The organism is Amycolatopsis sp. CA-161197, assembly GCF_050942255.1.
In the GTDB taxonomy this organism is placed as follows: domain Bacteria; phylum Actinomycetota; class Actinomycetes; order Mycobacteriales; family Pseudonocardiaceae; genus Amycolatopsis.
In genome coordinates this window covers 1613223-1636232 of sequence record NZ_CP192059.1, presented here as the reverse complement: position 1 = coordinate 1636232, position 23010 = coordinate 1613223, and the positions used below count along the sequence as shown (strand labels likewise).

The window sequence follows — 23010 nt, the reverse complement described above, 5'->3', positions numbered from 1 at the left end:
GGACCGAGCTGCGCCGACCTGCCCGGTGGCGTGGTGCACGCAGTTCTCCCTGCTGCGGCGTAACCCGACCTGCACTCCGCGCGCCCAATTAGCTCTGAAGATTCCACCCGTTCGGAGAACCCTGCCAAGGCTATTCGCGCGACCCCAGTTCACGGACATCGCACCGCTGCTCCAGTTTTGCTCCAGACTTCTCACCGCCGGCGCTATCGAGCGATCCAAAACTCAAACTTTGGTGGTACGAAAAAACCGCCCTACCTGGAAATTCTGTCCCGGTGGGCGGTGTTTCGTCACTGTGGAGCTAAGGGGACTCGAACCCCTGACCCCCTCACTGCCAGTGAGGTGCGCTACCAGCTGCGCCATAGCCCCGAAGCGAAGGTGAACTCCGCATCTCGTGTGAACAAAGACTACACCCCGCCACAGGCCGCCTTCACCGGGGGGTCCACCAAGGCCCGAAGCCCCCAAAACCCCAGGTCGGACCATGCTTCCGTAACCCGCGGAGCATCCCACCCGGCCGGCGTGGGCCGGCGAGGAAGCGGCCCCGGCTCCAGTCCGCCACAACCAACTGCGACACGACACCTCACCGAACCATCACGGAACGTGACACCACAGCCACCCGGCGCCCTACTCCTGATGAGGCCAACTCAGGCACCGGCGCCACTCCGCCAAGTCCGCGCATCCTCCGCGAGCGAGACCCACCGCCGAGTCCATCGGACCATCCGCCCGCCGGGACCGCAACCCGCCACACCTTCACTAGATGCACGGGCCATCGAGCACTTCGTATTCACGCCATTCACCCACAACATACCGCTTGAAATACGTCTATCGCACGCTGGCGATGAATTGATACTCTCAAATATACCTCCTACCGAACAAGGCGCGCCGTCTGTTTTTCGGCGGCACATCCATTACCTGAATTTCAAATGTGGCAACTCGACCAGAAGGCCCCGACCTCGGCATATACAGCCGGATTCCAGCCATCACACCCTTCCCCGAAATGTGCAGCCGCAGCTGTCGATGGTCACTGACAGCGCTCGTTGTGCTACGGTGCCGGCAAATGGTCCGGAATTCACACAGGTTCCGATCCTGAAACGGCGGACTCGGTGGTCAACCGGCCTGGTTCCATCGGGAGACGAGAGAATGGGGGCTGTCCGTGTCAAGGGAGACCAGCGGGCCCGGCGATCGTGTGCTCGGCAAGGTGGCGGTGCGGATCATGCCGTTCCTCGCGTTGCTGTACTTCGTGAACTACCTGGACCGCGTGAACATCGGGTTCGCCGGGCCCAATGGGATGAACGAGGACCTCGGGTTGACGGCGACGGCGTTCGGGTTCGTGTCGGGCATCTTCTTTCTCGGGTATCTCATCCTCGAAGTGCCGAGCAACCTCGCGCTGCACCGGTTCGGTGCGCGGCGGTGGCTGGCGCGGATCATGATCACCTGGGGTGTTCTCGCGACGGTGCTGGCCTTCGTGCCCAATGCGACCACGCTGGTCGTCCTGCGGTTCCTGCTGGGCGTGGGCGAAGCCGGGTTCTTTCCCGGCATCATCCTGTACCTGACGTATTGGTTCCCGGCCGCGCAGCGGGCGAAGGCCGTAGCGCTGTTCATGGTTGCGGTGCCGGTGTCATCCGCTATCGGGTCCACGGTCTCGAGCCTGTTGATCGCCGGTGGTCACGGGGTGTTCGGTCTGGACGGCTGGCGGTTCATGTTCCTGGTCGAGGGTGTGCCGGCGATCCTGCTGGCGTTCGCGACGTGGTTCTGGCTCACCGACAAGCCGGAAGACGCGAAGTGGCTCAACGCGGACGAGCGGCAGTGGCTCATCACCGAGCTGGAAAACGAACGGAAGGCGACCGTCGCCGAGCACCACTGGCCGCTGAAGAAGGCGCTCACGCACCCGCGGATCCTCGCGCTGGCGTTCGTGTATTTCGCCATCGCCTACGGGCTGTACGCGCTCGGCTTCTTCCTGCCGACGATCATCGCCGGCTTCGGCGCGGAGTTCGGCACAAAGCTCACCGTGGTCCAGTCCGGGCTGGTCAACGCGATCCCGTACGTGATCGGCGCGGTGGTGATGGTGCTCTGGGCCCGCCACGGCGACCGCACCGCGGAGCGCAAGTGGCACGTGGCGCTGCCGATGCTGGTCGGCGGCATCGCCATCCCGATCGCGCTGTACCTGGGCAATCCCTACGCCGCGATGGCCGCCGTGACGGTGTGCGCCGTCGGTGTGTGCTGTGCGCTGCCGACGTTCTGGGCGCTGCCCTCGAACTTCCTCGCCGGAGCTGCCGCTGCGGGAGGGATCGCGCTGATCAACTCACTGGGCAATATCTCCGGCTTCGCGGCGCCGTACATCACTGGCTGGCTGCGCGATCTGACCGGAACGCAGCGCACGGGCTTGTGGGTTGTCGGCGCTTGCATGGTTGCCGGGGCGATCGTCACCATCGCGGTAGGTACCCGGCCACGCCAGTCAGCGGTGGCGGAGCAGAGCGACAGGTCCGCGCAGGGGTCGTAGGCCACCGCTCAAGCGCTACATCATCACGGCGAACATCGTCGCCATGCCCGCGGCCATCAGGGCCTGGGTGGCGATGGCGAGCTGGGCGCGGCTCGAGGCGAGTGGCTTGATGCGACGGCGGGCGAGGAGCTCCGAAAGCCACCACGCACCGGCGACGGCGGAGCCGATGGTGAGCAGCCAGTTCAGCAGGGTGATGAACGGGGACGTGCCGGTGGTGGTCGCCACAATGGGCACGTCGGTCATGTGCATTCCCGGCATGCGCATGACCGGCATCGGAGCACCGTGCCCCGCCAGCGCAGCCGGGGCCGGTGGCGGGCCGACGATCATCGCGGTGTACATCCACGCCATCGCGAGCATCGTCAAGGCGTGGTAAGCGTTCGAGCGGCGATGGCCGGCGACCCGCGCGGCGGACGTGATGAACCACAACGCCGCCAGTAAAGAGAACAGCACAAACCCCGTCGTCGGAAGGGCGGCGCCGGGCGGCCAGGCCGTCAACGCCATCGCGAGACCCATGAGCGCGTGCAAGGAATGGCCGACGACGCCCTGCCAAGGCAGGCGCCCGACGGCGATTCCGTGCACGCGCTCGGCCGCGCAGAGGGCGAAGAGCGCGGTGAGGACCCACCGGAGAACGGGGTCGTGGATCATCGGGCGAGGGCGCGGGTGACGTGGTCGGTGATGCGGGAGTACATGCGGCGGATCGTGTCCGTCTCGTTGGTCATGATGTCGTAGCCGTGGTCCACTTCGGACACCTCGATGTACTCCGCGAGCGCGCCGGCCGCGGAGAGCTTGTCCGCGTACTGCTTGGCCTCGTTGCGCAAGCGGTCGTACTCCGCGGCGATGACCAGAGCCGGTGCGATGCCCGCGATGCCGTCGGCGTTGTCGCCCCAGGCCGGGGAGACGAAGCGGTGGCGGCGGACAGCGCGGTCGGGCACGTAGGCGGTGTCGAAGACCTCGCAGAGCCACGGCTGCAGCACGGCTTTCGAGCCCAACGGCGTCGGCTTCCGCGACGGCGGAGTGACGATGTCGAGCGGCGGGTAGTGCAGGATCTGCAAGGAGATCGCGGGCCCGCCGTTCTCCAGGGCCATCCGCGACACGGCCGCGGACAGGTTTCCGCCCGCGCTTTGGCCGCCGACGCACAGGCGGGTGCCGTCCCAGTCGCGCTCGGGTGCCGACGCCCAGCGGACCACGTCGTAGAACTGTTCGACAGGGGTGGGGAACCGCGTTTGAGGGGCCAGCGCGTAGTCGGTGTTCAGCACGACAACACCGGCGTGCGCGGCCAGAAAGCGGCACCAGGCGTCGTCCTGTTGCCGGTGCCCCACGACAAATCCGCCGCCATGGGCGTTGACGTAGACGCCGGGGACGCCGGCGTCCGACGACGGCGGGAAGTACAGCGTCGCGGCGACCGGACCGTGGCGAGTGTCGACGCTGATGTCGGTGGTGCGGACAGTGATTTCGGGGAACCGAGGTTCGCCGGCGGGGTGGATCGCCGAGTTGATCTTGGCGGCGAACCTGCGGGCGACGATGTCGGCCACCGGCCGTCGCGACAGTACTGACATGAATCCTCGTCTCGTTTAGATCCGGTCGCGGCGACGGTCAGCCCTGGTGCTGCCGGGCGCTCGGGTGGCGCAGGTGATCGCGAGCGACGATCTCCTCCGGCTCCAGCATCGTGATCATCTCCACGCCGGGAGCGCAGATGCACACGGCGACGAACCGCGCCCAGGACTCCGGGTCCGGGTTCGCGACCTGGTAGTGCACGACGTCACCACCGGGCTCCCAGAACGCCTCCCCCGCAACGATTTCCCGCGGCTCCTCGCCTTCCAGCTCGAAGAAGATCTTGCCTTCGGTCACGTAACCGAACACCGGTCCGGAGTGGCGGTGCGGCGCGAGGCCCGGGTCGGCCGGCGGGAGCTCGACGAGCTGCGTCATCGCGTGCGAACCCTCCGGGATCGCGGGCGGAGTGGCGTGGAGGAGATCGGTGACCTGAACGTTTCCCTTGGCCAGCATGGCTGTTTCCTTTCTTCGAGGACGAGCGCGAGGTGCGCCCGATCCGGTGTTCAGACAGTGGTTGCGGTGTGGCCCAGCAGTTCGCCGGCCGCGCCGAAGGTGTGCTGCGTCGGCTGTGCGCCGGTCCGGTCCAGCCCGAAGACCGCCCCGTACGCGCGCAGAGCCGCGAGGTCGCGGTGGTCGGCAATGGTGACGGAGGCGGAAGGGGCCGCCTTTTCCCGTGCGGCGAGGACGTAGATCTCGGGCCGGAGCTCATAAGTCGTGCACTCGTCAGTACCTGTGAGACCGGCCGAGGGGCCGGACACGCAGCGCCACGAGTTCGCGTTCGGTTCGACGTGGACGTGCTCGTAGCGGCTTCCGTCGCCGTAGGTCCACCGCACTCGCCGGCCCAGGAGCGCGGCCGTGGGTGCCGGTTCCGTCCCGCTCGTCGCCAGCCCTTCGATGAGGCCGGGCAGGAACGTGTGCCGCACCCTGGCCCGGTCCTCGATCGTGCTCACGACGGCCAGGCTGCGCCCGTGGTCGAAGTCGAGGACGAGGCTGACGGCCACGTCGGGCACGTCCACCTGGTGGTGGAACTGCGTGTACACCAGCCCATCCGCGATCTCGAAGGCCTCGTAATCGTCGCGCCCGGACAACGCCGGGTGCGGGTCGCCGGGTCCGGGTTCGTAGCTCCAGTCGAGAATCGTCGCGCCGAAGCGATGCACCACGCGGCTGCCGTACGAGTTCGTGAACACGATCTCGCGACCGGCCACAGTGGAGTGTCTGGTCATGGGTGCTTTCTCCGTTCTTCTTCGGACCGCGAACACCGGGTCAGGTCAGGACGGGTTCTTTTCGACGTCCCAGCTGACGTGCAGCGCTTCCGGGCCCCGGAACGAGGTGTTGGGCACGTAGTGGAACTCCTGGTGGTCCAGCGTCATGTGCGGCAGGCGCCGCGTGAGCTCCTCCAGGTAGATGACCATCTCGAGCCGCGCGAGGTGGTTGCCCAGGCACATGTGCGTGCCGGCGCCGAACGCGATGTGCGCCTTGGCGTCCCGGTCGATGTCGAACCGTTCGGGCTCCTCGAACACCGCGTCGTCCTGGTTCGCCGACGCGATCACCATGAGGATCTTCGCGCCGGCGGGAATCGTCACATCGCCGACCTGCACGTCTTCCTTCGCGAGCCGCCGCCACGCGGCCACGGAAGGGTTGAGCCGCAGGCATTCCTCGACCGCGCCGGGGATCAGCGAAGGCTGCGCGCACAGGCGATCCCACTGGTCGCGGTTGCGCAGCAGCGTCACGACAGCGTTCGCGGTGGCGTTCGTCGTGGTTTCGTGCGCCGCCATCGCGCCACCCATGACGTTCGTCTGCAGCCAGGTGTCGGAGATGACGTCCGGGTGTTCGCGCTGCATCTTGATCGCGTGACCCAGCCAGCCGGGCGGGTCGTCGAGCTCCTTCAGTTTCCCGATGACCCGCTCACCCATCGCCCAGAACTGGCCCAGGCCGTCGGCGGCGCGCACCTGCTCCTCGGGGCTCGGCCGTCCCCAGACGAACTCGGTCATCGACGTCGCCAGCCTGCGCACGGTGTCGACGTCCTCTTCGGGAATCCCCAGGAACTGCAACGCGACCAGGCACGGGATGTCCCAGAGCATGTCGGCGATGAGGTCGGCGTGGCCGCGCTCGATGAACCGGTCGATGTAGTCGTTCGTCGTCTGGCGGATGTAGGGGGCGAGGGGGTCGATCCGGTCGGGCATGAACGCCGGCGCGTTCAGCCGGCGGTACTGCCGGTGCATCGGCGGGTCGGAATCCGCGAGCACGGGGCAGGGCGCGAAGTCGTACTTCTCGAGTTGCGCGCCCGCCGCTCCGGACGGGGGCGTGACCGGCGTCAGCGTAATGGCCGCGGAGAATTTGTTGAACTGGCTGAAAACCGATTTGACGTCTTCGTGCCGCGTGACGACCCAGTAGTCCGAGTCGTCGTTGTAGAACACCGGCTGGCTCTCGCGGGCCCAGGCCAGCGACGCTCCCGGGTTCTCCTGGTATTCACGGTCGAAGAACGAAAAACCCGCGGCCGTGTGCGCGACCGGGCACCCGGTCACCGGTTCGTTGCTGCTGACAGCGCTGTCCATGGGCAGCCTTCCTCTCTTCGGTGTGCGGTCAGAGATCGAGCTGGATCTTCGGGCACGCAGCTCGGCTGATGCAGATCATCAACGTGCTGTTCTCTTCCTGCTCCTCAGGACTGAGAACCGAGTCGCGGTGGTCCGCCCGGCCCGACACGATGTTCGTTTCGCAGGTCCCGCACGTGCCTTCCGAGCAGGAGAACGGCGCGGGAATGCCGGCCGCCCGCGCGACGCCGAGAATCGACTCGTCCGGCCCGACGGAAACGGTGATCCCGCTTCGCACGAATTCGACTTCGAAATTGTCGAGGACGGCTTCGTCGAGCTGAGTCTTGGGAGTGAACCGCTCCAGGTGGATCTGGTCGGCGATTCCGAAGTCCGCGGCCATCTCCTCCACCGCGCACAGCAGACCCTCCGGGCCGCACACGTAGATCGCGGTGCCCGGGAAGACTCCGGCGAGGATGCCCGCGAGATCGATGCGGCCGTGCGTGTCCTCCGGAACCAGCGTCACGCCGTCGCGGTGAGCTTGTTTCAGGTCAGGGGCGAACGCCATGTTGCCCCGGCTGCGGCCGCCGTAGACCAGCGACCATTCGGCGCCCGCCCGATCGACCGACTCGATCATCGGCAGGATCGGGGTGATGCCGATTCCGCCGGCGATGAACAGGTACTCGGGCGCTTCGACGAGGCAGAAGTTGTTGCGTGGCCCCCGAACGGCGAGGTTGTCGCCTTCGCGCACGTCCTGGTGGACGCGCGCGGAGCCACCTCGGCCGTCGGGCTGGTGCAGCACGCTCACCTGCCACGAACGAAGGTCGCTCGGCTTGCCGCACAGGGAGTACTGCCGGACCAGGCCCGGTCCGAGGACGAGGTCGATGTGCGCCCCCGGCGTCCACGCGGGGAGGTCACGACCGTCGGCGCGGACGAGGGTCAGCTGCGTGATGGTGTCGGTGATCGGCGTCTTCGCCTTGACTTCCACCACGAGGTCGTCGTGCGCCTGTGTCTCGGGGTCCGCCCACCGGGGCTGTTGACCGGAGTGTCCGGCCTCGAACTGCGATGCCATGGGGACTCCTTCGGATTTCGCCGGGTGCCCCGACGTGTGCTTCGTTGCACCACCGCACGCCGGCGGCTCGGCCGGTTCGTGCGTCGCTGACTGGCAGCCCTTGTAATCTCCGTCACTGTGGGAGCACGCACATGGGGGAGATCACGGGAGGCGGTACGGAAGTTACGGACGTCCGTACCGAGCGCAGCCGTCGAAACGGCCCTGACCTGCGAGGTCTAGTACCGCAACGGAAGGTGGTGGATTCGCGGCCCGGTCAGAGCGACTGCGCGATGTACCAGGACGCGATCTGACTGCGCGAGCTGAACCCCAGGCGCGTCATGATGTTGTCGATGTGGCTCTCCACCGTGCGCGCGGAGATCACCAGTGCCGCCGCGATCTGCGGGCTGGTCAGCCCTTTCGAGATCAACGCGGCGATCTCCTGTTGCCGGCTGGTGAGCACGGGTAATTCACCCTCGGGAGCCCGCTCGGCGAGCTGCTCCGCCAAGGCGTAGGCGATGATCCCCGTCGGAGATCGCTTGGCCCCCGCCTGCATCGCCGTGGTCAGGGCCCGGGCCGGCATGGTCCGTTCGAGCTGAGCGAGACACGCGGAGTGGAAGCCGGTGAGCTTCGGCCCGAACGCCACCAGCTCCGTACCCGTGCGCTGCCACAGGCTTCGGGACGCGCCGAGCAGCTGTGCCGCGCGCTCGCACTGCCCGGTCGACGCCGCGATCCAGGCCAGCAGCTCGGTCATCAACGCGGTGCCCAAGGACGGATCGAAATCGCGGTGGTCGCGAAGCGCGTCAACCGCAGTGGTCTGCGCCGCCGCGCAGTCGCCGCGCAGCCACTGGTCGAGGCCTTGGCTCCACTTCAGGTAGGACCGCGCCCAGCGTTCGTCGCGCTGACGGCACACGGCCAGCGCCGACGTGCTGACGGCGATCGAGTCCGCACTGCGGCCGGCGAGGGAAAGCGTGACGGCGTACTCGAACGACGCCATCAGCCATTCCGGGGTCTCGCCGACGTCCGCCAGCTCGCGCAGCGCGACCTCGAAGTGCTTCTCGGCTTCGGCGAGGTCGCCACGAAGCTGCGCGGCGAGTCCCCGCAGACCGCGGCACTGAGCCGCCGCGACCGGCAGGTGCAGCCGCACCGCCAGCGCTTCACACTCGTCGAGACGCTGCACGGCCGCTTCCTGGTCGCCTTGCAGCAGGCCGACTCTGGCGGCGACCCACAACGCTTTCGCCCGAGCCGCACTGGGTGCGCGGTCGCCTTCGGACGCGTCGAGCGCTTCGTCGGCCCAGCTGCGGCCCTCGGCGATGTACCCGTCGGCGTACCAGCGGTAACGCAGTCCGGCGACCAGCTCGAGCTGATAATTTCCGCCCGGGGCGGCGGTTTCGAAGGCGGCGCGGAGGTTTTCCCGCTCGACGCGCATCCACCTGGCCGAGGCGGCTTGCTCGGGCCCACTCCACGACCGTTCCAGATCCTGCACCACGTCGAGGAAGTACTGCCGGTGACGGACGCGGAAGCGCGCCGAGTCGCCGGTGCGCTCGAGGACCTCCGCGCCGTACGCGCGGATGGTCTCCAGCATCCGGAAGCGCCTCGACGATTCCTGGTCCTCGACGTTCAGCACGGACTGGTTCACCAGCGAGCTCAGGAGATCGAGGGTGGCCTCGCCGTCGTCGCCGCACACGCCTTCGGCCGCCGTGAGGTCGAAACTGCCCGCGAAGACGGAGAGGCGCGCCCACAGCCGGCGTTCCGCTTCCGTGCAGAGGTCGAAACTCCAGTCCACGAGCGACCGGAGGGTCTGCTGGCGCGGCGCCGCCGATCGGCTGCCGACGGTGAGCAGCCCGAACCGGTCCGACAACCGGTCCAGGATCTGGTCGAGCGAAAGGATGCGCATCCGGGCGACCGCCAGCTCGATGGCCAGCGGAATTCCCTCCAGCTGAATGCACAACCGCGCCGCTGCGGCGGCGTTGTGCGCACCGAGGGCGAACCCGGGGGACGCGGCCACGGCCCGTTCCTGGAGCAGCCGGATCGACTCGAACTGCGCCAGGGCCTCGAGACTGACCGGCTCCGCGTCGTCGGGAACGGTGAGCGGGGGTACCGGGTAGAGCAGCTCCTCCGTCACGGTCAGCGACGTTCGAGTGGTGACCAGGATGCGGGCCGCGGGCGCGTGTCGCAGCACTTCGTGGACGACGTGGGCCGCCCCGGCGAGAACGTGTTCGCAGTTGTCGAGGATGAGCAGGATCTCGCGATCGCGAAGGTGGTCGACCAGCTTCGCGGTGGCGTCGCGGTTCGACTGGTCCGCGATCCCCAGCGCGTGGATGACCGCTGTCGGCACGTCGCCGCCGTCCGCGACGGACGCGAGCTCGACGAAGTACACCCCGTTTTCGAAGAGGTGGTTCATCTCGTCGGCGAACTGCAACGCCAACCGGGTCTTGCCCACTCCCCCCGGGCCGATCAAGCTCACGAGCCGGCCGGCCGCCAGCCGGTCGCGGATTTCCTTGCGCTGCTGACGCCGGCCGACGAAGCTCGTCGCGGTGAAGGGAACGTTGCCGCTGCGGGCTCTCGCCTTGGCCACGGCACCTCCACGGGTCGGCTGGACGATCAGGCAAGCGCTGCCCGGTCGACGGTTCTGCCCATGATGAGTTCGAACCCGATGGGGGTCAACCTGCGCCCGTGGTGCCCGGCCCGCTCAGTGGCCGCGGGCGATCCACTCGTCCAGGTGCGGTGATTCGTCGCCGACCGACGTGCCGTCGCCGTGTCCGGTGTGGACGCGGGTGTCCGCCGGCAGGACCAGCAACCGGTCGCGGATGGACGAGATGATCGTCGGGAAGTCCGAGAACGAGCGGCCGGTCGCGCCGGGGCCGCCGGCGAACAGCGTGTCGCCGGTGAACAGGGCGCCGGCCTCGGGCAGGTGCAGGCAGATCGAGCCGGGTGAGTGCCCGGGCGTGTGGATGAACTCCAGCGCCGTGCCGGCGACCGCGATCCGTTCGCCGTCTTCCGCGCGCCAGAACCGCTGCCCGCGATGGGTCAGCTCCCACAGCTCCTGGTCCGCCGGGTGCAGCAGCACCGGCGCGTGGAGGTGCTCGCCCAGCTGCGGGGCGACGGTCACGTGGTCGTTGTGGCCGTGGGTGCACACGATGCCGACGACGTTGCGGCCGCCGACGGCCTCGGTGATCGCCTTCTCGTCGTGCGCGGCGTCCACGACCACGACCTCGTCGTCGTCGCCGACGAGCCAGACGTTGTTGTCGACGTCCCACGTACCGCCGTCGAGCTCGAAGACGCCCGACGTGACGACGCGGTCGATCCGGAACGCGCCGCTCACAGGATCACCACCGACCGCAGCACCTCGCCCGCGTGCATGGTGTGGAAGGCCTTTTCGACGTCGTCGAGGGAGATCCGCTCGGTGACGAACTTGTCCAGCGGCAGCCGGCCCTGGCGGTGCAGGTCGATCAGCATCGGGAAGTCACGCTCCGGCAGGCAATCGCCGTACCAGGACGACTTCAGGGAGCCACCGCGGGCGAAGAAGTCCAGCAGCGGCATCTCCAGCCGCATGTCCGGCGTCGGCACGCCGACGAGCACCACGGTGCCGGCCAGGTCGCGGGCGTAGAACGCCTGCTGCCACGTCTCGGGGCGCCCGACCGCGTCGATCACGACGTCGGCGCCGAAGCCGCCGGTGAGCTCCTGGACGGCGGTGACCGCGTCGGTCTCGGCCGCGTTGACCGTGTGCGTCGCGCCGAGGTCGCGGGCCCAGGCGAGCTTCCGGTCGTCGCGGTCGACGGCGATGATCGTCGTCGCGCCGGCGAGGCGAGCGCCCGCGATCGCGGCGTCGCCCACTCCCCCGCAGCCGATGACCGCCACCGAGTCCCCGCGGCCCACGCCGCCGGTGTTGACCGCTGCGCCGAGCCCGGCCATCACGCCGCAGCCGAGCAGGCCGGCGACCGCCGGGTCCACGGTCGGGTCCACCTTCGTGCACTGCCCGGCGTGCACGAGGGTCTTGTCCGCGAACGCGCCGATGCCCAGCGCCGGGGTCAGCTCGGTGCCGTCGGTCAGCGTCATGCGCTGCGTCGCGTTGAACGTGTTGAAGCAGTACTGCGGACGGCCGCGCTTGCACGCCCGGCACTGCCCGCACACCGCGCGCCAGTTGAGGACGACGAAGTCGCCCGGCTTCACGGACTCCACGCCGGCACCGACGCTTTCGACCGTGCCGGCGGCTTCGTGGCCGAGCAGGAACGGGAACTCGTCGTTGATGCCACCTTCGCGGTAGGTCAGGTCGGTGTGGCAGACGCCGCACGCCGCGATGGCGACGACCACTTCACCGGGGCCGGGGTCCGGGACCACGATGTCCGTCAGCTCGACCGCCGCGCCCTTCGACCGGGCGATCACCCCGCGCACCTGCTGTGGCATTTCCCTGAAACCTCCGTTGGTCACCGGCCCGAGGCATGCGCGGCAACGCATGCCTCACGCGACCCTAAAACGGGTGATCGCGACTGCGACCTGGTCGTTGGTCGAGGGAAACCTGGTCTTCCGGCCAGGGCCGGTGGTCGTTATCGTGGTTCCGGTGTCCGATCCCACCGAGCTGACCGACCTGCGGGAGGTCGTCGAGGGCCCGCTGCGCGAGATCGCCGCGCGGTTCTCGAAGTTCCTCGCCGAGCGCTGGCCGCACCAGGCGCTCGTCATCTTCACCCTCGAGTGCACCGGGCGTCCGCGCAAGGTCGCCGGCGCCACGGCGATCACCGAGAAGATCACCATCGCCGAGCTCGAGCAGCTCAAAGCCACCGTGCCGCCCGACAGCCAGACGACCACCCACGCCGAGCTGGGCGGCGCCGACCGGACCGTCTGGGCCGCCCTCGACGCCGGCGGCACCCTGCTCGCCCTCGTCCCGCGTTCGCCGCGGGCGCGGTGCCCACAGCCGGCGCTGCTGGGTGCGCTGTTCGGGATCGTCGCGACCTCCATCCGCCAGCAGGTCGCCCAGGCCAGCCCCGACTACCTGGCCGAGTCCCGCGCGGCCTCGACCGAACGGGCCCGCACGATCGCCGAAATGGCCGCGGCCCACGAAACCGCGCTCGTCACGATCCTCACCGCGCTGCGCTCCACCCGCCTGGACGACCACCACGCCCGCCTCGCCGCGACCGACGCCGCGTCGGCCGCGCTGGTGGCCCTGCGCTCGGCGCAGACGTCCGACCTGGCCCTGTCCGAAGAGCCGGCTCACAGCGCGTTCACCAGGCTCCGCCGCGAAGTCCGCCAGATGCTCCGCCACCACGACGCCGAGCTGGAGTTCGTCACCCCGCCGAAGGACGCGCACCCGCTGCCCGGCGAAATCGCCCACGCCGCCCGCGCCATGACCTGCACGGCGGTGCTGGCCTTCACCACCCAGCCCGAGCTGACGCGCCTGCGGATCGCCTGGTCGACCGACTCCACCACGCTGTACCTCGACATCCGCGACCGCGAATCCGGCCACCTCGACGCCCCCGCCCTCCGCCGCCAGCTCGACGGCCGCGCGAAAACCCTCGGCGCGACCGTCGACGTCGACGCGGTCCCCGGCTGGGGCAGCCGCGTCGCCATCGCTGTGCCGTTCGAGCCCGCTTCGGATCAGCCGGATGACGCGCTGCTGTCTGCGCTCAACCGGCGTGAGCTGGAAGTGCTGCGCCTGGTGTCGAGGGGGCGGCGGAACAAGTCCATTGCCGAGGACCTCGGGATCACGGAGAGCACGGTGAAGTTCCACGTGGCGGGGGTGCTGAAGAAGCTGGAGGTCAGCTCGCGCGGCGAGGCCGCGGCGCTGGCGTTGGCAGCGGGGATCACTACGGCTGACTGACTGGGGTGCGAAGGAGCCCGCTCTGGCTCAGCCCCTGTTCCCGCCCCGCTGCAGCAATCCACTCAGCTCGCCGGCGAGCGCGACCGACGCCTCGATCTCGGCCTTGCGGATCGACACGCTTTCCACCAGGAAGCCGAAAGGCAGACCGAGTTTGCGGCAGAAGGCGATCAGGTCGCGGGCGGTCGCGAGGCAGTGTGCGTAGGACTCGGCCAGCGTGTCGTCGGCGTGGCGCAAAGAATTTTCCAGCCACCGTGGGACATGGACACCCAGCCACTCGAGGAAAGCCAGTGTCTTCACCGAGCCGCAGACCGACAGGGTGAACAGGACCGGCTTCGGTTCGAGGTGCCGCTCACGGCAGGCGTAGTAGTAGTCGGAGACCATGCTCTTCGCCGCGTCGGAGCTGTAGACCACCTGCGAGATGAAGTACGTGCAGCCCGCCTGCTGCTTGCTGATCAGCCGCAGGTGTTCGTCGGTGCGTTCGGTGATGGCGACGCCGCCGAGCGGCACGTCCGGGCGGGCGTCCCGGCGCAGCGCCTGAGCCTGGGACAGGCGCGTCCGCACCTCCTTGTCCTTCGAGGACGCGCCGACGAAAACGGTGAGCACGCGGTCGGTGTCGGCCGCCTGCAGCCAGGTTCGCAGCTGCGCCTCGGTGTACTTGCCGACACAGCGGTAAATGACCGCCGCGCGGTTCCACTCGCCGAGGTACTCCTCGTGGTACACGGCGGGATCGAGGGTCGGCAGGTACGGAAACGGCCGCTCCGCCGGGTTGCGGTCGCTCTCGTCGTCGATGTCGTACAGCGCGAGGCCGTCCACGTCGAGGGAGTCCAGCCGCGCCAACGTCGCCGCGGTGATCTCCCGGATGCGCTCGGGGGCGGCGCTCAGGCGGGGCGGCGTGATGCCGAACAGCAGGATCTCGCTTCGGGCGTCGGTCATCAGCGTCCGGAGAGAGGCGTTGTCGCCGTGGTCCACCATGTCGCGGAAGTTAGCAGCTCGGCCATCGGACGGTGGGCCATGGCCTCGACGGCTCTTCGGACGGGACCGCGAGCCGTCCGCCGCAGTGTCCACAGTGGCCGAGGCCACGCTTCGCGAGGTGTGTCCGAAACGTTGCCGTCTCGTGCCGCTCGGGCCGTAACGACCGGAGGTGGTCGCCGATGTTTTGCGGCGAGGCCGACGAGGTTGGGTGGTACACAGTGGACGAGTACGACATCGAGAACCATCCGGACCTGATGGACCCGGACTGGCAACGGCACGCCGAGAAGGAGGCGTGGGTCAATCTGCGGCGCAGACGCGGCCGCGCGAAGTGGCGCAAGCGGTTGACGACCTCGGCGCTCGTGGTGGTTGTCGTGGCAGGGGCGGGCGTCGGGCTGTACGTGTGGGGGCAGTCGACGTCCGAGAAGAGCACCGATGCGGATCTCGGCGCGCCGGAGTCGGTCGTGACGACCGAGGCGGCGCCGACCGACCTGCCGCAGGAGGGGCACGTCGATCTCACGCGGCCGTTCGACGGCACGCCGGCACAGAACTGGGCCGAGGGGATCGCGGGGCTGACCGTCCCGGCGGCGGTGAAGGTGGGCGCGTTCTCGGCCAAGCAGGTCGGGCAGGCCGAGGACCAGGTGAAACAGGCGATCGCCGTCGCGCAGTTCGACCCGGACACGCTGGATCGCCACAACCCGGCCAAGTACGCCGCGCTGGTCGCGCTGGACGCGAGGCCGGACGTCAAGGCCCACCCCGACGGTTACGTGATCTTCCTGGCGGACGGCTATCACCTGCTGCCCGTCTCGCCACGCATGACCGGGGCGATGACCGTGAAGCCGGGCAAGGCCGGTGAACTGCTGATCCACGCGTCCTACGTCGTGGCCTACGCGTTCGACCCCGGCGACCACCCGGTCGACGGCCCGGGCGACCTGGACCCCTTCGTCCGCGTCGGCGCCGACTACACGGTGCGCAGCGGGTCGCACTGGCTGGCGTCGAGCCGCGGGCTGTGGGTGGACAAGTTCAGCTCGTACTTCGACAGCGTCGCGTGCACGAATGACGACAAGCTCACGCCCGCGTTCAGCGACCACGACTACTTCGCCACGTCCGTGTCCCCCGAGCCCGGCCGGTTCGACCCGAGCAAGCCGATGCCCACTCAGGACAACTGCCACGGCACCCCCGGCTAGACCACGCCGGCCTCGATCAGCTGTTGCCAGATCACGCTTTGGTCCACGACTTCGACACCGAGTTTCTCGGCCTTCGTGAGCTTGCTCGCTCCGACGTCGGCCCCGGTGATGAGCAGGTCGGTGCTCGCCGAGACCGACGACGCGGTGGTCGCGCCGGCCTGTTCGCACAGGCGCTGGAAGGTCGGGCGGGGCACTTTCTCGCCCGACCGCGGGTCGCTGATGCCGCCGGTGATCACCACCGTCTTGCCGGCCAGCGGCGCGCCGGCGGCCACGACCGGCGGGAGGTCTTCTTCCAGGACGTCGAGCGAAACGCCGCGCTCGCGCAGCCGTTCGAGCTCGGGCCGCAGCCGCGTGAGGTGCTCGATCAGCGACGCGGCGACCTTCGGCCCGATGTCCTCGACCGCCACGAGACCGTCTTCCCCGGCCTCGGCGACGGCTTCCAGCGAGCCGAAGCCCGCGCGGCACAGCCGGGCCGCGGTGCCTTCCGACGCCATCGGGATCGCGAGCCCGATCAGGGCGCGGCGCAGACCGACGCGGCGGCTGGCGTCGATCGACTCGATCATGCGCGTGGCCGAGACCTCGCCGATGCGGTCGAACTCCAGGAGCCGTTCCTTGGTCAGCCGGTAGAAGTCGGACGGGTGCTCCAGGATGCCCATCTCGGCCAGCCGTTCGATCCACACCCCGCCGATGGCGTCGATGTCCGCGGCGGCGCGTGAGGCCCAGTGGATCAGCCGGCGCACGGTCTGGGCGGGGCAGGCGACGTTGGTGCAGAACAGTTCCCGGCTGTTGCCCTGCTCGGTCAGCGGCTGCTCGCACGACGGGCACTGCGTCGGCGGAACGATCTCCCGCTCCGCGCCCGTGCGCTTCGACGCGTCGAGCACGCCGGCGACGAACGGGATCACGTCGCCCGCGCGGCGTACCAGCACCGTGTCGCCGATCTTGATGCCGCGGGCGCGGATCACCTCCTGGTTGGCCAGGGTCGCGCGGGTGACGGTGGTGCCGCCCACGAACACCGGCTCCAGCCACGCGACCGGGGCGATCTTGCCCGTCTTGCCGACGTCCCAGACCACATCGGACAGCACCGTGGTCTTCTCCTCGGCGGCGAACTTGAACGCCAGCGCACCCCGCGGTGAGCTGGACCGTGTGCCGGCGGCGGCGTAGGCGTCGCGGTCGGCCAGGCGCAGGACGGCACCGTCGAGGTCGTAGTCGAGATCGTTGCGCTGCTGCTCGATCTTGGTGATGACCGCCTGCGCGGCCTCGGCGTCGGCGCAGCGGCGCATGTCGGCGGCGGTGAAGCCGAGTGTCTGGAGGGCGCGCGCGAGGTCGGTGTCGGCGCTGTCGGGGTCGGTGTCCAGGTCGAAGGCGAAGAACCGCAGGCGCCGCTCGGCGACCGTCGCCGGGTCTTTCGCGCGGAGGGTGCCGGCGGCGGCGTTGCGCGGGTTGATCAGCGGTTTGTCGGGGTGGGCGGTGTTGTAGGCCGCGAACGTGGAGCGCAGCATCACCGCCTCGCCGCGCACCTCGACGCGGCCGGGCGCCTCGACCTTGTCGGGCACGCCGTCGGTCAGGGCCCGGACGAGGACGGTCACGTCGTCGCCGGTCGTCCCGTCGCCACGGGTGACGGCACGCGCCAGGCGGCCCTGCTCGTAGACGAGGGCCAGCGACAGGCCGTCCAGCTTCGGCATCACCACGACGGGCTGCCCGGGGAAACGGTCGAAGAACGCCGCCACCTGCTCGGGCTTCGTCGCCTTCTCCAACGACAGCATCGGCCGCGAATGCCGGATCGGCGCGTGCAGCACCGCCGGCGCACCCACCTGTTCCAGCGGGTTCGGGTCGGGCGCCAACGCCGGGTTGGCCTCGATCAACCCCCGCAACTCGTCCTCGACCACGTCGTACTCCGCGTCCGCCACCACCGGCGAGCCCCGGTAGTACGCGTCGCGCAGCACCACGATCTGATCGGCGAGTTCCTGAATCCGCTTCCGAGCATCCACGGCTGAGGACGCTACCGGGGCGCACCGACAGAAGTGAGGCTGTGGTTCTTCACGAGCCGGGTGATTTTTCGCCGGTGAAGGGTTCGTGCGCGTCAGTACCCGGCCGGATCGTGTTCGGTCCACACAGTGTGGCCGGCAGGCGGCAGCGCGCGATCGCCGTCGAGCTTCTCGACGTGCGGGGCCTTTCGCCCGGCGGAGGGCATCGTGGTCGCCGCCCGGGTCGGGCGCGATCCGAGCCCGACCCCAAGTCCATTATGGACGGTCAGCCGATCTTGATTCGTTTCGCGGAGACACCGCGCCGGTACGGCAGAAGCCAGTGCAGCAGCAGTCCCGACAGCGCCGAGACCGTCACGGCGCCCGCCGAGCCGAAGATCGTGAACTGCTCGTCCACCTTGATGCCCGCCGAGGCGGTGATGACCCAGCCCAGGCACCACAGCACGGGCGTCACCACGGCCCACGCCCAGCGGTGGCGCGCGGCGCGGGGCAGGGCGGCCACCTGCGCGCCGCCCAGGACCACGCCGGTGAAGGCGCCCATGATCGCCAGGTCGGCCGTCGAAGTCCCGTAGTCGACGGCGGCCGCGCCGACGAACAGGCCCGCGCCCATGCCGAGGGTGGTGGCGGGGATCCAGCGCACCGGGTCGAGCCGCCGGTGGCTGACGAGGACCTGGCCGGTGCCGACGACCAACCCGGTGACCGCACCGCCGAACAGCGCGGCCAGCGGGCTGTCGACCCGGCCGACGACGGCGCCGCCCGCCACGCCGCCGAGCGGGAAGGCGAGGAACCCGACCGTCCAGAGCACCCAGGTGGCCAGGAACGAGTTGCGTGTCATGGTCGCCGCCTCCCCACCATCGTCACGCCGAACTGCCGCCGCGCCCTCCACACGGCGGTCAGGGCGGCCCGCGTGGTCGCATCACCGGTGACATAAGAGGCGGCGAGCGGCGGGACCACCGCGAAGGCGATCGCGCCCGCGAGGAAGAGGCCGCCGGTTGTCTGACTGACGCGGGTGGACGTGCCCGCGGTGGTGACTGCCATGCCGGCCCCCTCTGGGCGCGCTGTGGACGCCGTCGGATCACGGTACGTTGCCGGGTCCCGGGTCGTGGTCACCCAGGGAGACGGCCGGAGGGTGCGACAACGGCGGTGTGGATCCACGGGGCCGCAACGAATCCGCAGGACGGCGGTGGCATCCGGGCGCGGGCGCCGGGTACCGGTCACCGCCACAAAGCCGGAGTTTTCACGGCGGTCGCCGTAGGGTTCCGGGCGTGCGCGAAGACGATGGCCGGACCGAGCGAGTCGCGGGGATCGTGATCACGGCGCTGGGCGGATTCCTGATCGCGCTCGGAGTGGCCGCTGCGATGGGTCTTGCGTTCCTGATGAGCCTGGCGCACAGCAATCGTGACTTCGCCGGCTCCGGTGGAACGTTCACGGCGTTCGGTCTCGCGGCAGCCTGGACGATCCTCGCGGGTGCGGCGGCGATCCGCGTGTCCCGGCGGGCCCGCGCCCGGACGGTCTGGCTGGCCGGCCTCCCCTGCATCGCACTCGGCGCGGTGCCCGCCGCGGTCGTCGCGGTCGACGTGGTGTTCCTCATTCCCGGCTGAGGTTCACGAACGAGGACCGCTGCTGTCCGCGATCGGAGCTAGCGTCAGGCAGGTCGGAAAGCAGCAGCGGGAAGGAAACCAGTGAACTTCGCGTCCATTCGGATCATCACGGGCGACGTCGGGCGGCTCGTCGCGTTCTACGAGCGGGTCAGCGGGAAGGCGGCGAGGTGGAGCACGCCCGATTTCGCCGAGGTGGCGTTCGAGTCGGGGACGTTGGCGATCGGGAGCACGCGCACGGTGGGGCTGTTCGGGGCCGGCTCGGCGGAGGCCGGGGTGAACCGGTCGGTGATCGTCGAGTTCATCGTGGACGATGTGGACGCGCGGTACGCCGAGCTGAGCGAGTGGCTCGAGGAAGTGGTGACCCCGCCGACGACGATGCCGTGGGGGAACCGCGCCTTGCTGTTCCGGGATCCCGACGGGAATCTCGTCAACATTTTCACACCGGTCACCGAGGAGGCCGTGGCGAAGTTCGTTGCGGTGTCGCGGTAGGCGCCGGTCACCTACCCGGGCGAAGCCCGCCACGCGACCTGCATCGCCCTGGAGCCGGGGTTACCGTCGAAAGCGATGGACCACAGCGAGCAGGAAGCGGTTCAGCGCGCGGCTTCCGGCGCGGTAGTCGTCGACGCGTGAGCGAGCCGGCTGCTCGGTCCTTTTCGGACAGACCACCCGGCTCGCTCAACCCCCGGCACGAAAGATCACGCGGGCTCGACGCGGAACACCGCGATCCGGTCGGCCGATTCGGCGACGGCGTCCGGTGACGCCGCCCCGGCCAGCCCGGTGGTCACGAAGCGTTTGCCGACGCTCGCGGGACTCGTGGCGACCAGTTGGCGCAGCAGTGGACGCCGGTCCTCCACCGGGACCTCGACCAGCCGCGCGGTCCGGGATTTCCGGCCTCTCGTGAGCGTGACGGTGTCCGCGGCGCGCGCGTTGGCGACCCACGCCGCTTTCGGGAAGGCCTGGAAGATGTAGCGGCCGCCGCCGAGTTCGTTGACGGCGATGGGAAACGTGCGCGGCTGCCCGGTGCGCCGGCCCTTCACGGTGAGCAGCTGCATCGGCCCGAACGCGATCCCCCCGCGCTGCAGTCCGACGATGATCTTGTTGATGGTGTTGGTCATCCGGCGGTAGCTGTCTGTGCTCATGCCGTCGAGCGTACCTCAAGTTCTACGAGAACGATATAATATCTAACGCATATATCGTCGAGGCGCCGATGGCACGTCGGCCGCGATACCCTACGGATTCCATACGAACCACGAGGGGACAGCGGCATGAGCCCAGACCGGGCCACGGCGCGGCGGCGACGGCAGCTGACGACGTCGGTCAAGGACGCCGTCCGCGACCTGAACATCCAGCTGTCGCTGCTCAACCGCCGCTTCGGCAGCCGCGTGGAGCTGCGCGACGTCGACTGGACCTGCCTCGACTTCATCAACCGCCACGGCCCGCTGTCGCCGAGCGAGCTGGCGCGCCGCGCCGGGCTGCACCCCGCGACGCTCACCGGCATCCTGGACCGCCTGCAGAAGGGCGGCTGGATCGTCCGCGAGCGCGACCCCGAGTCGGCCGACCGCCGCGCCGTGACGCTGCGCGGCGTGCGCGAGCGCAACGCCGAGCTGTTCCAGGTCTTCTCCGGCATGAACACCCGCATGGACGACGTCTGCGACCGCTACTCCGACGCCGAGCTCGAGGTGATCGCCGACTTCCTCCGCCGGACGTCCACAGCCGGGCAGGACTCAGCCGACGAGCTGGCGCCCTAGCGCTTCGTCCTTGCGCGGCACCAGGTTCGCCTGACCCCGCAAACGAAAGTGCCGGCGGAATCGCGTTCCGCCGGCACTCCCTCCTTGCACGTGGTCTTCCGGTCCCCCCGGCACCGAGAGATCAGCTACCCGGGTGCCGGAAGATCGAAACGGCACCGTGTCCTGCGCCACACCCGGCTCAGGCCGGGGCGCCACCCATCATCCGCAGCATGGCGCGGCCGCCGGTCCGGACGAACCGGACGACGAGCAGGCCCGCGAGCAGCAGGAAGACGATGTTGAGCCACGTCGTGTAGTTCCACGAGATGCCGCTCTCCCCGACGGTGGCGGTGCGCTGCGTGGGGGTGAGGCCGGTGACGCCGAAGAGGAGCTCGACGGCGTAGCCGGCCGCGACCATGGCCGCGTAGAAGGTGCCGAGCAGGACCAGGGTCATGCGCAGGCCGTAGTACTTCCGGTAGATGTTGAGGATCGGGAGGATCAGCAGGTCGGCGAAGATGAACGACAGCACGCCGCCGAAGCTGATGCCGCCGTTCCAGAGCACGGCGGCCAAGGGGACGTTGCCGATCGAGCACACGAACGACAGGATCGCCACCAGCGGTCCGACCAACGGGCCCCAGAGCGCCGAGACGAGCGGGTCGTCGACGAAGAAGAACGCGCGCCAGAAGGAGTCGGGGACCCAGGCGCCGATGGCACCCGCGATGAGCAGGCCGACGACCAGGTCACGCAGGATCGCGGCCCACTCCATCACGAACACGTGCGCCACCGCGGTGAACCCGGCGCCGGAAGCCAGGCGGTGCCGGAACGATCCCTCGCCCGCCACGGACATGTCCATCGCGGCGTGGCCTTCCATGGACCCGGCCACGCCCTTGTCGGCTTGCGCCCGCGCCGCACGGATCAGCCGTTGCCGCACGAACAGCCGGAACAGCACCGCCACCAGCACGATCATGATCGGCCCGCCGACGAACTCCGTGACGGTGAACTGCCAGCCGAGCAGCAACGCCATGATGATGCCGAGCTCCACCACCAGGTTCGTCGACCCGATCTCGAACGCCATCGCCGCCGTGAAGCCCGCGCCCTTGCGGAACAGGGACCGCGCCAGCGCCACGGCCGCGTAGGAGCACGACGACGAAGCCGCGCCCAGCAGCGAAGACACCGCCAGCGTGCGCGGCCGGTCGTCGCCCATCAACCGCACGATCGTGGACTTGCGCACCACCGCCTGCACCACGGCGCTCAGCACGAACCCGAGGATCAGCGCCCAGAGGATCTCCCAGGCCATCGACCCCGCCAACGCCAACGCGTGCCCGATCGCTGCCACCTGACCTCCGGATACGGTGTGGGGGTATTCTACCGGCGACTCTAACCCTCGGGACAGATCCGGGCCAGGCGAACACCCTTGGGCGGACGACCGCGTCGCCGAAGACGGCGGCGAGCTGCGCGTGGAACAGGAAGCCGGCCGGTTCCTCACGGCCGCGCGGTTCCCGGTGAAGCTGCGGGAGGCCCGATGACCACCGTGGTCCTCGCCGACGACGAAGCCCTGCTGCGCAAGGCGCTCGCCGCGTTGCGGCCGCTGGAAGGCGAGATCGCCGTGCTCGCCGAGGCCGAGGACGGCGAGGGGGCGGTGCGGGCGACGCTGGAGCACCGGCCCGACGTGCTCGTGATCGACCTCGAAATGCCCACTGTGGACGGCCTGGTCGCCGTCGCCGAGATCCGCCGCACGCGGCCGGACCAGGTGATCCTGATGCTGACGCGCCACGCGCGGCCGGGCGTGCTGCGCAAGGCGCTGAAGCTTGGCGTGCAGGGATTCGTGAGCAAGTCGGCCGAGCCGGCGCACATCACGTCGGTGATCAGGACGTTGCACGAAGCGGCCCGATACGCCCGCGAACACGACTGGCTCTGGCGTCCGTCCACTGCGGACATCAAGGCGCGGACATCCAAGCGCGGACAACCAGGCCCGGACACAAAGAAAGGCAGGAAATACTCCTCCTGCCACTTCCAACGTATACCGCACCCCGGGGCTTGCGGCAAGACCCTGGTGGCGGCGCACAATCGTCCACCGTGGCCGGAACCGGGGTGTCCGGCCCGGAGCC

At 69.4% G+C, this 23010-nt stretch carries 21 protein-coding genes, 1 tRNA gene and 1 pseudogene; 7 read left to right on the top strand and 16 right to left on the bottom strand.

Translation table 11 applies throughout. The features are described 5' to 3' along the window. Positions 1 to 293 precede the first annotated feature (293 nt). Positions 294 to 366, bottom strand: a tRNA-Ala gene (locus ACQPXB_RS08045). Positions 367 to 1210: 844 nt separating this feature from the next. Here ACQPXB_RS08045 and ACQPXB_RS08040 point away from each other — a divergent pair. Beyond that, complete coding sequence (locus tag ACQPXB_RS08040; RefSeq protein WP_432856491.1) at positions 1211 to 2497, top strand: MFS transporter; 1287 nt, start codon at positions 1211 to 1213, stop codon at positions 2495 to 2497. Positions 2498 to 2512: 15 nt separating this feature from the next. Here the strand turns inward: ACQPXB_RS08040 and ACQPXB_RS08035 are convergent, their stop codons facing one another. The 9 genes from ACQPXB_RS08035 to ACQPXB_RS07995 form a co-directional block, all read right to left on the bottom strand. After that, positions 2513 to 3142, bottom strand: coding sequence for a DUF5134 domain-containing protein (locus ACQPXB_RS08035; RefSeq protein WP_432850485.1), 630 nt, complete (start codon positions 3140 to 3142; stop codon positions 2513 to 2515). Further along, a complete protein-coding gene (locus tag ACQPXB_RS08030) occupies positions 3139 to 4053 on the bottom strand; it encodes an alpha/beta hydrolase (protein ID WP_432850483.1) in 915 nt (304 codons plus the stop codon). Before ACQPXB_RS08030 ends, ACQPXB_RS08035 begins: the two co-directional genes overlap by 4 nt. 37 nt (positions 4054 to 4090) lie before the next feature. Further along, complete coding sequence (locus tag ACQPXB_RS08025; protein ID WP_386948901.1) at positions 4091 to 4501, bottom strand: cupin domain-containing protein; 411 nt, start codon at positions 4499 to 4501, stop codon at positions 4091 to 4093. 50 nt (positions 4502 to 4551) lie between these two features. Next, a complete protein-coding gene (locus ACQPXB_RS08020; RefSeq protein ID WP_432850481.1) occupies positions 4552 to 5271 on the bottom strand; it encodes a MoaF C-terminal domain-containing protein in 720 nt (239 codons plus the stop codon). 45 nt (positions 5272 to 5316) lie between these two features. Continuing rightward, a complete protein-coding gene (locus ACQPXB_RS08015; protein WP_432850479.1) occupies positions 5317 to 6603 on the bottom strand; it encodes a cytochrome P450 in 1287 nt (428 codons plus the stop codon). Between the two features lie 28 nt (positions 6604 to 6631). Continuing rightward, a complete protein-coding gene (locus ACQPXB_RS08010) occupies positions 6632 to 7648 on the bottom strand; it encodes a PDR/VanB family oxidoreductase (RefSeq protein ID WP_432850477.1) in 1017 nt (338 codons plus the stop codon). Positions 7649 to 7901: 253 nt separating this feature from the next. Continuing rightward, positions 7902 to 10202, bottom strand: a complete 2301-nt coding sequence (locus ACQPXB_RS08005; RefSeq protein WP_432850475.1) for an ATP-binding protein — start codon at positions 10200 to 10202, stop codon at positions 7902 to 7904. A gap of 114 nt (positions 10203 to 10316) precedes the next feature. Next, on the bottom strand, positions 10317 to 10949 hold the full coding sequence (locus ACQPXB_RS08000; RefSeq protein ID WP_366578972.1) for an MBL fold metallo-hydrolase: 633 nt from the start codon (positions 10947 to 10949) through the stop codon (positions 10317 to 10319). After that, a complete protein-coding gene (locus ACQPXB_RS07995) occupies positions 10946 to 12031 on the bottom strand; it encodes an S-(hydroxymethyl)mycothiol dehydrogenase (RefSeq protein ID WP_366578971.1) in 1086 nt (361 codons plus the stop codon). The genes ACQPXB_RS08000 and ACQPXB_RS07995 overlap by 4 nt, the downstream gene beginning before the upstream one ends. Positions 12032 to 12185: 154 nt before the next feature. Between ACQPXB_RS07995 and ACQPXB_RS07990 the strand changes: the two genes are divergently transcribed. Beyond that, on the top strand, positions 12186 to 13439 hold the full coding sequence (locus tag ACQPXB_RS07990) for a helix-turn-helix transcriptional regulator (RefSeq protein ID WP_366578969.1): 1254 nt from the start codon (positions 12186 to 12188) through the stop codon (positions 13437 to 13439). A 27-nt stretch (positions 13440 to 13466) separates the two neighbouring features. Here the strand turns inward: ACQPXB_RS07990 and ACQPXB_RS07985 are convergent, their stop codons facing one another. Then, entirely contained in the window at positions 13467 to 14411 is a 945-nt protein-coding gene (locus tag ACQPXB_RS07985) for a methylenetetrahydrofolate reductase (RefSeq protein ID WP_432850472.1), read from the bottom strand. A 179-nt stretch (positions 14412 to 14590) separates the two neighbouring features. On the opposite strand from ACQPXB_RS07985, the gene ACQPXB_RS07980 reads away from it, so the two are divergent. Continuing rightward, on the top strand, positions 14591 to 15595 hold the full coding sequence (locus ACQPXB_RS07980) for a hypothetical protein (RefSeq protein WP_432850470.1): 1005 nt from the start codon (positions 14591 to 14593) through the stop codon (positions 15593 to 15595). Here ACQPXB_RS07980 and ligA read toward each other — a convergent pair. The 3 genes from ligA to ACQPXB_RS07965 all read right to left on the bottom strand — a co-directional run bounded on the left by ligA (position 15592) and on the right by ACQPXB_RS07965 (position 18615). Continuing rightward, entirely contained in the window at positions 15592 to 17583 is a 1992-nt protein-coding gene (gene ligA / locus ACQPXB_RS07975) for an NAD-dependent DNA ligase LigA (protein WP_366578964.1), read from the bottom strand. The two genes, ACQPXB_RS07980 and ligA, sit on opposite strands and share 4 nt — an antisense overlap. A 262-nt stretch (positions 17584 to 17845) precedes the next feature. Then, positions 17846 to 18412, bottom strand: coding sequence for a hypothetical protein (locus ACQPXB_RS07970; RefSeq protein WP_432850468.1), 567 nt, complete (start codon positions 18410 to 18412; stop codon positions 17846 to 17848). Then, positions 18409 to 18615 carry a hypothetical protein gene (locus ACQPXB_RS07965; protein WP_386948923.1) on the bottom strand — a complete coding sequence of 69 codons (207 nt, stop codon included), beginning with the start codon at positions 18613 to 18615 and terminating at the stop codon, positions 18409 to 18411. Before ACQPXB_RS07965 ends, ACQPXB_RS07970 begins: the two co-directional genes overlap by 4 nt. 227 nt (positions 18616 to 18842) lie before the next feature. On the opposite strand from ACQPXB_RS07965, the gene ACQPXB_RS07960 reads away from it, so the two are divergent. Both ACQPXB_RS07960 and ACQPXB_RS07955 read left to right on the top strand, forming a co-directional pair. After that, positions 18843 to 19178 carry a hypothetical protein gene (locus ACQPXB_RS07960; protein ID WP_432850466.1) on the top strand — a complete coding sequence of 112 codons (336 nt, stop codon included), beginning with the start codon at positions 18843 to 18845 and terminating at the stop codon, positions 19176 to 19178. An 81-nt stretch (positions 19179 to 19259) separates the two neighbouring features. Beyond that, entirely contained in the window at positions 19260 to 19667 is a 408-nt protein-coding gene (locus ACQPXB_RS07955; RefSeq protein WP_432850464.1) for a VOC family protein, read from the top strand. 206 nt (positions 19668 to 19873) lie between these two features. Here ACQPXB_RS07955 and ACQPXB_RS07950 read toward each other — a convergent pair whose 3' ends face one another. Next, positions 19874 to 20317, bottom strand: coding sequence for a nitroreductase family deazaflavin-dependent oxidoreductase (locus tag ACQPXB_RS07950; RefSeq protein ID WP_366578954.1), 444 nt, complete (start codon positions 20315 to 20317; stop codon positions 19874 to 19876). 126 nt (positions 20318 to 20443) lie between these two features. Here ACQPXB_RS07950 and ACQPXB_RS07945 point away from each other — a divergent pair, with 126 nt between their 5' ends. Beyond that, complete coding sequence (locus ACQPXB_RS07945; RefSeq protein WP_366578952.1) at positions 20444 to 20926, top strand: MarR family transcriptional regulator; 483 nt, start codon at positions 20444 to 20446, stop codon at positions 20924 to 20926. 178 nt (positions 20927 to 21104) lie between these two features. Here the strand turns inward: ACQPXB_RS07945 and ACQPXB_RS07940 are convergent, their stop codons facing one another. Further along, positions 21105 to 22238 carry a permease gene (locus ACQPXB_RS07940; RefSeq protein ID WP_432850461.1) on the bottom strand — a complete coding sequence of 378 codons (1134 nt, stop codon included), beginning with the start codon at positions 22236 to 22238 and terminating at the stop codon, positions 21105 to 21107. A 186-nt stretch (positions 22239 to 22424) separates the two neighbouring features. Here ACQPXB_RS07940 and ACQPXB_RS07935 point away from each other — a divergent pair. Then, positions 22425 to 22796, top strand: a pseudogene (locus ACQPXB_RS07935) (response regulator); the annotation flags it as partial. Between the last annotated feature and the right edge of the window lie 214 nt (positions 22797 to 23010).